The 12,366-nt window shown below is 46.5% G+C and carries 10 protein-coding genes and 1 tRNA gene; all 11 read left to right on the top strand.

Annotated features, from left to right (window positions below):
• The first annotated feature begins 54 nt into the window (after positions 1 to 54).
• Complete coding sequence (xerD, locus tag M988_RS16825; RefSeq protein WP_061059194.1) at positions 55 to 954, top strand: site-specific tyrosine recombinase XerD; 900 nt, start codon at positions 55 to 57, stop codon at positions 952 to 954.
• Between the two features lie 28 nt (positions 955 to 982).
• Positions 983 to 1,699 carry a bifunctional protein-disulfide isomerase/oxidoreductase DsbC gene (dsbC, locus tag M988_RS16820; protein WP_061059193.1) on the top strand — a complete coding sequence of 239 codons (717 nt, stop codon included), beginning with the start codon at positions 983 to 985 and terminating at the stop codon, positions 1,697 to 1,699.
• Between the two features lie 5 nt (positions 1,700 to 1,704).
• Complete coding sequence (gene recJ / locus M988_RS16815; RefSeq protein ID WP_008815047.1) at positions 1,705 to 3,438, top strand: single-stranded-DNA-specific exonuclease RecJ; 1,734 nt, start codon at positions 1,705 to 1,707, stop codon at positions 3,436 to 3,438.
• 441 nt (positions 3,439 to 3,879) lie between these two features.
• A protein-coding gene (gene prfB / locus M988_RS16810; RefSeq protein ID WP_096079952.1) for a peptide chain release factor 2 occupies positions 3,880 to 4,978 on the top strand; the annotation gives its coding sequence in 2 pieces (ribosomal slippage) (positions 3,880 to 3,954 and positions 3,956 to 4,978; 1,098 coding nt in all).
• Positions 4,979 to 4,987: 9 nt separating this feature from the next.
• The gene (lysS, locus tag M988_RS16805; protein ID WP_004093230.1) at positions 4,988 to 6,505 is read left to right on the top strand and encodes a lysine--tRNA ligase; all 1,518 of its coding nucleotides are present in this window, start codon (positions 4,988 to 4,990) and stop codon (positions 6,503 to 6,505) included.
• 332 nt (positions 6,506 to 6,837) lie between these two features.
• Positions 6,838 to 6,911, top strand: a tRNA-Gly gene (locus tag M988_RS16800).
• Positions 6,912 to 7,075: 164 nt separating this feature from the next.
• The gene (locus M988_RS16795; RefSeq protein ID WP_000778549.1) at positions 7,076 to 8,269 is read left to right on the top strand and encodes a tyrosine-type recombinase/integrase; all 1,194 of its coding nucleotides are present in this window, start codon (positions 7,076 to 7,078) and stop codon (positions 8,267 to 8,269) included.
• 206 nt (positions 8,270 to 8,475) lie between these two features.
• Positions 8,476 to 9,624: an SIR2 family protein gene (locus tag M988_RS16790; RefSeq protein ID WP_000460992.1), complete on the top strand. Its 1,149-nt coding sequence runs from the start codon at positions 8,476 to 8,478 to the stop codon at positions 9,622 to 9,624.
• Positions 9,621 to 11,396, top strand: coding sequence for an ATP-binding protein (locus M988_RS16785; RefSeq protein WP_000022894.1), 1,776 nt, complete (start codon positions 9,621 to 9,623; stop codon positions 11,394 to 11,396). Before M988_RS16790 ends, M988_RS16785 begins: the two co-directional genes overlap by 4 nt.
• Before the next feature lie 192 nt (positions 11,397 to 11,588).
• Complete coding sequence (gene arsR / locus M988_RS16780) at positions 11,589 to 11,942, top strand: As(III)-sensing metalloregulatory transcriptional repressor ArsR (protein ID WP_001135895.1); 354 nt, start codon at positions 11,589 to 11,591, stop codon at positions 11,940 to 11,942.
• A gap of 47 nt (positions 11,943 to 11,989) precedes the next feature.
• Positions 11,990 to 12,352 (top strand): arsenite efflux transporter metallochaperone ArsD, encoded by a 363-nt coding sequence (gene arsD / locus M988_RS16775; protein ID WP_000855179.1) that lies wholly within the window; start codon positions 11,990 to 11,992, stop codon positions 12,350 to 12,352.
• Positions 12,353 to 12,366 lie beyond the last annotated feature (14 nt).

Genomic DNA, 12,366 nt, shown 5'->3' with positions numbered 1-12,366 from the left:
GGCATAATGCACACTAAACCTAAGTTTGAGCCTTTATATAAAACGGAGTAAGCGGTGCACGAGCAAGATCAGGCACTGATAGAACAATTTCTGGATGCGTTGTGGCTAGAGCGTAATTTGGCAGAAAATACGCTGGCGTCTTATCGCCTAGATCTTCGGTCTCTGGCCGAATGGCTGGCGCATCATCATTCTGATTTATTACTGGCTCAGGTCTCCGACCTGCAAGATTTTCTCGCTGAGCGTGTTGATGGTGGCTACAAGGCGACCAGTTCAGCTCGGCTATTGAGCGCAATGCGCCGTTTGTTCCAGTATTTTTACCGTGAGAAGATGCGCAGCGACGATCCAACAACGCTGCTATCATCGCCAAAATTGCCGCAACGCTTGCCCAAAGATCTCACTGAAGCGCAGGTTGATACTTTGCTGCAAACGCCCTGTATAGAAAATCCGATTGAGCTGCGTGATAAGGCGATGCTTGAGGTTCTCTATGCGACTGGGTTGCGAGTATCTGAGCTGGTTGGTCTGACGCTGGCTGATGTGAGTTTGCGTCAGGGCGTTGTTCGCGTGATTGGTAAAGGTAATAAAGAACGACTGGTTCCGCTGGGCGAAGAGGCTGTTTACTGGATTGAGTATTATCTGGAATATGGCCGTCCATGGTTGCTTAACGGCCAAACAATCGATGTACTGTTCCCCAGTAATCGCGCGCAGCAAATGACGCGCCAAACGTTTTGGCATCGCATTAAACATTATGCGGTGCTTGCTGGAATCGATAGTTCGCGTTTGTCCCCCCATGTGTTAAGGCACGCTTTTGCGACGCACTTGCTGAACCATGGGGCTGATTTACGTGTCGTACAGATGTTACTCGGACACAGCGATTTATCCACCACCCAAATTTATACGCATGTAGCCACTGAACGACTGAAACAGCTACATCAACAGCATCATCCTCGCGCCTGAAGCGATGGGGAATTACAAGGACTATGCAATGAAGAAAGGTTTAATCTGGTTGTCTCTGTTGGCGGCTTCAGTCACCGGTGCCGCGCATGCAGGTGACGCAGAAATTCAACAGTCGCTGAAAACGTTAGGCGTGCAAAAAGCTGACATTCAGCCATCGCCAGTGGCTGGCTTACAAACGGTGTTTACTGACAACGGTGTGCTGTATGTCACGAGTGACGGCAAACATATCCTTCAAGGTCCAATGTATGACGTCAGTGGTGCTGTACCGGTTAACGTGACCAACCAGATTCTCATTGGGCGTTTGCAGAAGTTGGTGCCTGAAATGATTGTCTATAAGGCACCTAAAGAAAAACATGTCATTACCGTTTTCACGGATATTACCTGTGGCTACTGCCACAAACTGCATTCTCAGATGAAAGAGTACAACGATCTTGGTATCACCGTACGCTATCTGGCATTCCCGCGTCAGGGCTTAAGCTCGCAGGCGGAAAAAGATATGCAATCAATCTGGTGTATGGCCGATCGCCGTAAAGCGTTTGATGCCGCGTTGAGTGGTGAATCCACTCAGCCTGCAACCTGTAACGTTGACATTAAAAAACATTATGAACTGGGTGTGCAATTTGGCGTACAGGGCACCCCAGCTATCGTGCTGAATGATGGCACTGTTATCCCTGGCTATCAGGGACCTAAAGAGATGCTGGCGATGTTGGATGCACAGGCTGCAATGAGCAAAGCAAAAGGTTAATAAGTTTGATCGTATCGACACAACTCCGCCGCCGTGAGGCGGTGGAAAATCATGAACTGCCCGAAGATCTCCATCCTCTTCTGCGTCGTGTCTATGCTAATCGCGGCATTCTCAATGTGCAGGAGCTAGAACGCAGCGTTAAAGGCTTACTTTCATACCAGAAACTATCCGGTATCGAGCGAGCCGTAGAACTGTTACATCAGGCGCTGAGTGAGCATCAACGCATTGTTATCGTCGGTGATTTTGATGCTGATGGCGCCACCAGTACCGCGCTGTCAATGTTGGCGTTACGTAGTATGGGGGCTGCCAACGTCCAGTATCTGGTGCCAAACCGTTTCGAAGATGGCTACGGGCTAAGTCCTGAAGTGGTCGAGCAGGCGGCGGCAATGGGTGCTGAACTGATCATGACCGTCGATAACGGCATTTCTTCGCATGCTGGCGTGGATAACGCTCACGATCGCGGAATTAAAGTCTTAGTTACCGATCACCATTTACCTGGCGAAACGCTGCCAGCAGCTGATGCCATAGTGAATCCAAACCTCAATGATTGTGACTTTCCATCCAAGTCATTGGCCGGTGTGGGGGTTGCTTTCTATCTGATGCTGGCGCTGCGTAAGCATCTCCACGAACATGGTTGGTTCGAGAAACATGGTATTTCTGCACCGAATTTGGCTGATTTGTTAGATCTCGTGGCGTTAGGCACGGTTGCTGATGTGGTCGCTTTGGATACCAATAACCGTATTCTGGTTCATCAAGGATTAAATCGTATTCGTGCAGGAAAATGCCGAGTCGGTATTCGCGCACTGTTGGAAATTTCCAATCGTGATGCTAGACAATTGGTGGCAAGCGATTTGGGCTTTGCGCTAGGGCCAAGGCTGAATGCCGCGGGGCGTTTGGATAATATGTCCGTGGGCGTTGAATTATTACTGTGTGAAGATATGCCGCAGGCGCGGGCATTAGCCAGTGATTTGGATAGCCTAAACGTCACACGCCGTGAAATTGAGCAGGGCATGCAGGTTGAGGCGCTGCAGATTTGCAGTGAGCTTGAACGCACTACGGTAGAAATGCCGTATGGTTTAGCGTTGTATCACCCTGAATGGCATCAGGGTGTGGTCGGTATTTTAGCATCGCGCATTAAAGAACGTTTCTATCGTCCGGTCATTGCTTTTGCTCCTGCGGGGGATGGCATTTTGAAAGGTTCAGGACGCTCGATCCACGGTTTGCATATGCGAGACGCCCTCGAACGTATAGATTCACAGAATCCCGGTCTGATCATGAAGTTTGGTGGTCATGCAATGGCGGCGGGATTATCCCTGGAAGAGGCGCGTTTTGATGAGTTCCGCCTGCGTTTTGCTGAGCTGGTGGGCGAGTGGCTGGATGCCTCTCAGTTGGAAGGCGTGATTTGGTCTGACGGTGAATTGGCGATGGACGAGCTTTCGTTACCAACTGCCGAACTGTTACGCGATGGCGGCCCTTGGGGCCAGGCATTCCCCGATCCGACGTTTGACGGCAAGTTTAAAATTCTGCAACAGCGTTTGGTTGGCGAGCGCCATCTAAAGCTGATGGTTGAGCCCGTTGGTGGTGGTCCGTTGTTAGATGGAATTGCGTTTAACGTGGATACCACATTATGGCCAGATCCCAGCGTGCGTGAAGTTGAACTGGCATATAAGCTGGACATTAACGAATATCGTGGCAACCGCAGTGTACAGCTGATGATTCAACACCTTTGGCCGCGCTGACGCGTTCGAATAAAAATCCATGTAATGTAGAAGGGGTAGCACAAGCTGCCCCTTTTTGTTCTCATCATAGCTCAAGCGGTATGAAGTAATCGCTTTCCACCATACAACCCGAGTTGGATAGCGCTATGAGGCATCGCTCTTTTATAAGAAAAAGTAATAACTGCGACTCAGCAATAAGCTACACATTTTAGTTTCGTCGATCCTCGTCCGATTTTGCAGCAACAGAGCTTGAAAAGCGCGGAATGACTGCCATTTATAGATGTGAGTTGCTATATTCTGTAAGGGCATTTTGATAGAGTCGAAAACTGAGCATAAGCGATTTTTTCGTTCATTATGCTGCTTTGAGGCTGTTTCTATCGTCTCTTTATGGCGGGTTAGGATTTCCTTTATGGGAATGAAGTGGTTCCGTCTTTGAACACTTAACGAAAGATATAAGAAAATATGTTTGAAATTAATCCGGTAAAAAGCCGTATTCAGGACCTGTCTGAACGGACAGAAGTTCTGAGGGGGTATCTTTGACTATGATGCCAAGAAAGAACGGCTAGAAGAAGTCAACGCTGAGCTTGAACAACCCGATGTGTGGAACGAGCCAGAGCGGGCACAGGCGCTGGGTAAAGAGCGCTCCTCGCTAGAAGAAATTGTTAACACCATTAATCAAATGACGCAGGGTCTGGATGATGTTTCCGGGCTGCTGGAGTTAGCTATTGAAGCTGACGACGAAGAGACCTTCAATGAGGCCGTCGTTGAGCTGGATCAGTTAGACGCGAAGCTCGCTCAGTTAGAATTCCGTCGTATGTTCTCGGGTGAATACGATAGCGCCGATTGCTATATCGACATTCAGGCGGGTTCTGGTGGGACAGAAGCACAAGATTGGGCAAGCATGTTGCTGCGTATGTTCTTGCGCTGGGCTGAGGCCAAAGGTTTCAAAACTGAAATTATTGAAGAGTCAGACGGTGAAGTTGCTGGTCTGAAATCTGCGACCGTAAAAATTTCCGGTGAATATGCCTACGGCTGGTTACGTACTGAAACTGGCGTACATCGTCTGGTACGTAAGAGCCCGTTTGACTCCGGTGGTCGCCGTCATACGTCATTTAGCTCTGCGTTTGTATACCCAGAAGTGGATGACGATATTGATATCGAGATCAATCCAGCCGATTTGCGTATTGACGTATACCGCGCCTCCGGTGCAGGTGGTCAGCACGTTAACCGTACGGAATCCGCTGTACGTATTACCCATATTCCGACCAACATTGTGACCCAGTGTCAGAATGACCGTTCTCAGCATAAGAACAAAGATCAGGCAATGCGTCAGCTTAAAGCTAAGCTGTACGAGTACGAAATGCAGAAGAAAAATGCTGAGAAACAAGTGATGGAAGATAATAAATCTGACATCGGTTGGGGGAGCCAGATCCGTTCTTATGTACTGGATGACTCTCGCATAAAGGATTTACGTACTGGCGTTGAGACGCGTAATACACAGGCCGTGTTAGATGGCGACCTGGATAGATTCATTGAGGCAAGTTTGAAAGCCGGGTTATGAGGAAACAATATGTCTGAACAACAATCACAAGGTGCCGAACAGGCTCTTGATCTAAACAATGAAATGCAGTCACGCCGTGAGAAATTGGCCGCGCTGCGCAAGGAAGGGATCGCTTTCCCTAACGATTTCCGCCGTGATGCTACTTCGGACAAGTTGCATAGCCTGTACGACGAAAAGGATAAGGCAGAACTCGAAGATCTGAACGTCGAGGTATCTGTTGCAGGTCGTATGATGACCCGTCGTATCATGGGTAAAGCTGCCTTCGTGACGCTGCAAGATATGGGTGGTCGCATCCAGCTGTATGTTGCTCGTGACGATCTGCCAGAAGGCCTGTACAACGACCAGTTCAAGAAATGGGATCTGGGCGATATCATCGGCGCACGCGGTAAAGTTTTCCGCACTCAAACCGGTGAGTTGTCTATCCACTGTACCGAAATTCGTCTGCTGACCAAGGCTCTGCGCCCACTGCCAGATAAATTCCACGGTCTGGCCGATCAGGAAACACGTTACCGTCAGCGTTATTTGGATCTGATTGCTAACGAAGAGTCTCGCGAGACTTTCCGCATTCGTTCTAAAACGCTGGCTGCTATTCGTAGCTTCATGGTGAACAAAGGCTTCATGGAAGTGGAAACTCCTATGATGCAAGTGATCCCTGGCGGTGCGTCTGCACGTCCATTCATCACTCACCACAATGCGCTGGATATCGATATGTATCTGCGTATCGCTCCAGAGCTGTATTTGAAACGTCTGGTTGTGGGTGGCTTCGAACGCGTGTTTGAAATTAACCGTAACTTCCGTAACGAAGGCGTGTCTCCGCGTCATAACCCAGAGTTCACCATGATGGAACTCTATATGGCTTACGCGGATTACAAAGACCTGATCGTTCTGACCGAAGATCTGTTCCGTACTCTGACTCAGGAAGTTCTGGGCAGCAGCATTGTTCAGTACGGCGACCAGACTTTCGACTTCGGCAAACCTTTCATCAAAATGACCATGAAAGAGTCCATCAACCACTATCGTCCTGATATTAAAATGGAAGATTTGGATGATCTGGAAAAAGCGACCAAAATCGCTGAATCTCTGGGCATTAAAATTGAGAAGAGCTGGGGTCTAGGCCGTATTCAGTGTGAAATCTTTGACGAAACCGCAGAGAAAAACCTGATTCAGCCAACCTTCATCACCGAATATCCAGCAGAGGTTTCTCCGCTGGCACGTCGTAACGATGATAATCCGTTCATCACTGACCGCTTTGAATTCTTCATCGGCGGTCGTGAAATCGGTAACGGTTTCTCCGAGCTGAATGATGCGGAAGATCAGGCTGAACGCTTCCAGGATCAGGTTCGTGCGAAAGACGAAGGTGATGATGAAGCAATGTTCTATGATGAAGACTATGTGACTTCTCTGGAACACGGTTTGCCACCAACCGCAGGTCTGGGTATTGGTATCGACCGTATGATGATGCTGTTCACTAACAGCCACACCATCCGTGACGTTATTCTGTTCCCTGCAATGCGTCCAATTAAATAAATCAACGTACTGATTTAATTTAATAAAAACCTCATTAATGCATTCTGTGGTTAATGAGGTTTTTTTATGCCTATGTTTATTTTCCTTTGTGCGCATCTATGTGATCGCCTAGGGAAGATCACCTGAGCATCCAGAGCCATGGGAAAACGTTGAGGGGAGAGCTGATAGATCTTCTGCGAGCAAACCAACGGAGGAAGAGGGGATAGCTTGATTGACGCTCAATTATCTTATGCGAGATATGGCGCATGTCTATTTGCTTAAATTATAAGCTGTTAGCGCATTTATCTGCTTGCCGGGTTAACATAAGCGGCTATAATGGTCTCCACATTGATGCGGGCGTAGTTCAATGGTAGAACGAGAGCTTCCCAAGCTCTATACGAGGGTTCGATTCCCTTCGCCCGCTCCAAACTCAAGTCTTCTGAAGTCTACCCAACTCAATTTTTCCTTGATAAATCAGCAGTTATAGCATTCTATTAGTCTATTGAACTCAATAATACTCCCCCAGGGTCAAGCTCAATGTGGGGGTATGGATGGGGGTATAATTGTACCCCATGCTGAGAGGTACCCCCAATGAAGTTAACTGCTCGTCAGGTTGAAACTGCAAAGCCGAAAGAGAAGCCCTACAAATTGGCTGATGGTGGGAGTCTTTACTTATTGGTTAACCCCAACGGTAAGAAATACTGGCGTCTGAAGTATCGTACGCCTGGAGGGGAAAATGTACTTGCGCTTGGTGTTTATCCTGCTGTTTCTTTAGCTGAAGCACGAAGCAAGCGTGAGGATGCTAAAAGAACATTAGCAGCTGGTAACGATCCTTCTCTCGAAAGAAAAATGGAGAAGCTCAGTCGCAAGCAGGACGCTGAAAACTCGTTTGAGGCTATCACTCGGGAGTGGTATCAGCGTCGCTATGATCGCTGGTCTGTCTCCTATCGTGAAGAGATGATGAGAACCTTTGAGAAGGATGTATTTCCTTATATCGGCCACCGACCAATCAAAGATATCAAACCGATGGAGTTGCTTGCTGTTCTTTCAAAGATAGAAACTCGAGGAGCAACTGAGAAGGTCCGTAAGGTTCGCCAGCGTTGTGGAGAGGTCTGGAAGTATGCGGTTGTGACTGGCAGGGCTGAGTACAATCCAGCTCCCGATCTAGCCAGCGCCGTAGCTCCCCATGAGAAAGAGCACTATGCTTTTTTGACCCAGGATGAACTGCCTGAGTTTCTTCGGACTCTGAACACCTATGCCGGTAGTGTGATTGTTAAGATTGCGATGCAATTACTTATTTTGACTGGAGTAAGGCCTGGGGAATTGAGGCAAGCGGAGTGGCAGGAGTTTGATTTTGAGCGGAAGGTTTGGAACGTACCAGCAGAGCGAATGAAAATGCGCCGACCTCATCTGGTTCCGTTATCAAGCCAGGCAATTGACCTGCTTAATCAGCTTAAACCCATGACGGGAGCAGGAGAGTTGCTGTTCCCAGGACGTAATAATCCTAAGAAACCGATGAGTGATATGGCATTGACTGTGTTGGTAAGGCGCATCGGCTATGCAGGACGCGTTACAGGGCATGGATTCCGCCACACGATGAGTACCATTTTGCATGAGCAGGGATTTAACTCGGCCTGGATCGAGCTACAGCTGGCTCACGTCGATAAGAACTCAATTCGTGGAACGTATAACCATGCTCAATATCTGGAGGGGAGGAGGGCGATGATGCAGTGGTATGGTGATTTTACTAGTAATTTAGGCAAGGAAGGGATTATTACAAGCTGAAATGTTGAAAGGCAGTCTCGAAAAGCAATTGCATTCGTCTGGGTACCTAGACGTCTGGATGGATGTAATTCAATATATGCTGCTAACTGCAATAGTTGAAAACCAGAGAAATAGTGGCTATTGCTACAAATTTTTTGCCTAAGTCAAAACTTGGTCTGCCTATACACTGATGCTATTTTAGACAAAACTAAATAAGGGAGGTAAGTATGTTTGAGGCGATCCAGCCATTGGATATATACAATAAGAACATCAACATACTGATTGGCTCAGGCGCTTCAGCAGACTTGTTCCCGACGCTGTCCCTAGCCATCAAGAATGCAGAGGGACGGCGAGAAACGATCGAAACGCTCGCCACACAGTTTGAAAACTCGCCAGAGAAGCGAACCGCGTTATTCATGCACTACTACAACACATGTATTTTTCCAGTGCAGACATTCAATCCAAGTTTCGTTACAACGAATAAAGGAAAAGAAAATCTCAAGAATTATGAGATTTTTTTAACAACCCTTTTGGGGTTGTTGGATAGAAGGAAAGACCTCAACCGCAAAATCAATATTTTTACCACAAACTATGATGGATGCCTGTCCCATACAGCTGACAGCCTTCTCATGAAGGGATCACATGATTTTGTGGTGAATGATGGTACCTCCGGATTTCACACAAAGCATCTTCATTCCAAAAACTTCAGTACGTTTCAATGTCAAACTGGAGTATTTGAACGAAGCAACTATGGCATCCCGCAGCTAAACATTATCCATCTTCACGGTTCGGTTTACTGGTCAAAAAGCGGTGATAAGATTGAAGTCAATTACCGCAATGATTTTAGTAACCTTTTGACAGAAGAGACACTCGGAAATTTAAATGGATATTCCGAATTTCTTGGTGTCGATGGCAACAGAACTGAAGGCATTCCATCCTTGGCATTCAGTCAAGACCAGATAGATATTTTCTGGGGGGAGTACAATAAGCTACCTATTGTCAACCCCACTAAGTGGAAGTTTTACGAAACTGTCTTCGAAGAACACTACTACCAGATGCTCAGGCTATTAAGCTATGAGCTTGAAAAACCAAATTCTATACTCATAACATTTGGCTTTTCGTTTGCTGATGAACACATTCTCAGACTTATCCAACGCTCCCTCTCCAACCCACAACTTCATACTTTTATTTGTTGTTATAGCAACAATAGTGCAAATAGCATGCGGGAAGAATTCAAATCTTGGAAAAACGTCCAAGTAATTGGGCCCGCTGAAGATATGAATATGGACTTCACCAATTTCAATAAATATGTTTTCTCACTCACGCCAGACACTTATGAACCTCCATTAAAAGCTGAAGAGGAGGATCTGATATGAGTATCATCGTAGGTGAGGTTATTGCAGTGAGTGGAGTGCGTATCTCCCTTCGAATTTTTGAAGACTCCAATCATGAGACTATTTTCTACGGAGGAGTTAAGTACAGAGGTATTTCACTTCGGGAGCACGTATCTATTCAGCGAGGCTTTATAGATATTGTCTGTCTTGTTGAAGGTGAATTTTTGGATGAGAAAAGGCTAGAGACTGATGCCGAGAAGGTCCAATATGTACGAAAAGTGGATGTTCGCCCCATTGGTTATATAGTAGATGATAAGTTTTTTGAAGGTGTGAAGTACATGCCGATGATCCGAGACAAGGCATCTCTACTCAGCGAACTTATGGTAGGGAAAATTTATGGGGCGGACGGTAAAACAGGTTTTTCTATTGGCTCTATGCTCAAGGAGAATGTACCCATCAACCTCCCATGGATGCGATTATTCAACAGCCATTTGGGCATATTTGGTAACACCGGGAGTGGTAAATCTAATACGCTAGCTAAACTTTATACTACACTTTTTAATGAGCGGCTCCAAGCATTACAGCACAAGAGCCAGTTCGTTATCATAGATTTTAATGGTGAATACACGGAAGATCAGCTACTACCAGCTAAGAATAAGCAAATCACAGTGCTGGACTCTAAAAAAGCAAAGCACAAATTCAAGATTGAAGGCGCTCATTTTTGGGATGTCGAAACCCTAAGCCTCTTGTTTCAGGCAACTACGAACACACAACAGCCATTTCTGCGTCGCGTTCTATCTGGTAAGGAAAAATTTAAAACTACGCCACTCAAAAGGTATGTAGAAAAGGTTTTTGAAAAAGTTTTTAGTACAGGTGAAGCGAAATCAGATGCTTTGGATTTGAGCCGTGAAATTGCACGCATGATTGACTGCGAATTGCTTCAAGAACATTTAAAAGGAATTATTTATTACAATAAAGATAAGTATTTTAAGCATGCCAGCGGCACGTACTATAATTCAAATGGCAATGGATTTGACGCGAATATCAAACCCATTATTGATGAGAGTGTTAATTTAGATGGAATTGATCAATTCGACGAACTAATATTGCGGTGCTACCTCCAACTCTGTTCAGATGTTGTATTTGGCTATGCCCAATACGAACACATTCAACCGGTGCTAGCTAGGGCCAAATCATCTATATCGGCTCTGCGTAATGTTCTTGAAATCGTTGATGTGCCACAACCTCCGCATCTCTTACATGTCATCTCTTTAAAGAAATGCAAGAATGAGATAAAAAAGATCTTGCCACTGCTTGTAGCCAAAAATTTCTACACAAATCATAAAGATGCAGAGAATCTTAAAAGCCCTCCAAGCCGGACTCTGCACCTTATCATTGATGAGGCACACAATATTTTGTCAGAGCAGTCCACCCGTGAGCATGAAATCTGGAAAGACTACCGGCTTGAACTCTTTGAAGAAATAATTAAGGAGGGACGCAAGTATGGCGTATACCTCACACTATCTAGTCAGCGGCCTGCAGATATTTCACCTACTATTGTTTCCCAGATTCACAATTTCTTCATACACCGATTGGTTAACGATCGCGACCTTATGCTATTAGACAATACAATTAGCACGTTAGATTCCAGTTCTAAGGCTCTCATACCGACTCTAGCCAAGGGCTGCTGCGTAGTCACTGGAACCGCTTTTGATCTTCCAATGATATTGAAAATTGACCCGCTGCTGAAACAGCATCGACCCAGCAGCGACGATGTGAACCTTGAAGAACTTTGGGCGCTACCTCCAGCTTAATATTAACTCTAACAGAATGTGCCCTGTGGATGTCTTCAGGGCTTCCTAGTATAAGAGGTTACTCTAGATTATCTCGCTGTCCATACTAGACGTAGAGAGAAGCTTTGCTTCTTTCATATATGGAAATTCAAATATATTTTTTGACATTGCACTGTTATAGAGAGAAACTGCGAGATAATAGCAGGAGGGCTTATGCCACAATTATCAGCATTACAACTCTTCAAAAACCTCTCCGATGAAACCCGTTTGGGCATCGTGTTGCTGCTCAGAGAGATGGGAGAGCTGTGCGTGTGCGATCTCTGTACAGCGCTGGATCAGTCGCAGCCCAAGATCTCCCGCCATCTGGCAATGCTCCGGGAAAGCGGTCTATTGCTGGATCGCAAGCAGGGGAAATGGGTTCATTATCGCTTATCCCCGCATATTCCATTCTGGGCTGCTCAGGTGATTGAGCAGGCCTGGTTAAGCCAACAGGACGATGTACAGGCCATCGCCCGTAAGCTGGCATCGGCAAACTGCTCTGGTAGCGGTAAGGCTGTTTGCATCTAAAAAATTTGCCTGAACATATATGTTTTTCCAAATGTGAGGTATTCAGAATGAAGACGTTAACGGTGTTTGACCCGGCAATGTGCTGCAGTACCGGCGTATGTGGCTCAGATGTCGATCAGGTTCTGGTTGATTTTTCTGCTGATGTGCAGTGGCTGAAAGGACGTGGTGTACAGGTTGAACGTTACAACCTGGCGCAGCAGCCCATGAGCTTTGTTCAGAATGAGAAAGCGAAAGCATTCCTCGAAGCATCTGGAGCAGAAGGTCTTCCGTTACTGCTATTGGACGGTGAAACGGTGATGGCAGGGCGATACCCAAAACGCGCTGAGCTGGCTCGCTGGTTCGGTATTCCGCTGGAGAAGGTAGGGTTAGCTCCCACCAGCTGCTGTGGTGGTAATACTTCCTGTTGCTGAATATGTCAGGAGGA

The sequence above is a fragment of the Hafnia paralvei ATCC 29927 genome, from assembly GCF_001655005.1.
Classification (GTDB): Bacteria; Pseudomonadota; Gammaproteobacteria; order Enterobacterales; family Enterobacteriaceae; genus Hafnia; species Hafnia paralvei.
The sequence above is the reverse complement of the archived record's forward strand: the minus strand, read 5'-3'. Positions and strand labels throughout refer to the sequence as shown.

Coding starts and splice junctions, on each gene's coding strand:
- dsbC (WP_061059193.1), top strand. CDS start 983: ATGAAGAAAGGTTTAATCTGGTTGTCTCTGTTGGCGGCTTCAGTCACC.
- lysS (WP_004093230.1), top strand. CDS start 4,988: ATGTCTGAACAACAATCACAAGGTGCCGAACAGGCTCTTGATCTAAAC.
- M988_RS16795 (WP_000778549.1), top strand. CDS start 7,076: ATGAAGTTAACTGCTCGTCAGGTTGAAACTGCAAAGCCGAAAGAGAAG.
- M988_RS16790 (WP_000460992.1), top strand. CDS start 8,476: ATGTTTGAGGCGATCCAGCCATTGGATATATACAATAAGAACATCAAC.
- M988_RS16785 (WP_000022894.1), top strand. CDS start 9,621: ATGAGTATCATCGTAGGTGAGGTTATTGCAGTGAGTGGAGTGCGTATC.
- arsR (WP_001135895.1), top strand. CDS start 11,589: ATGCCACAATTATCAGCATTACAACTCTTCAAAAACCTCTCCGATGAA.
- arsD (WP_000855179.1), top strand. CDS start 11,990: ATGAAGACGTTAACGGTGTTTGACCCGGCAATGTGCTGCAGTACCGGC.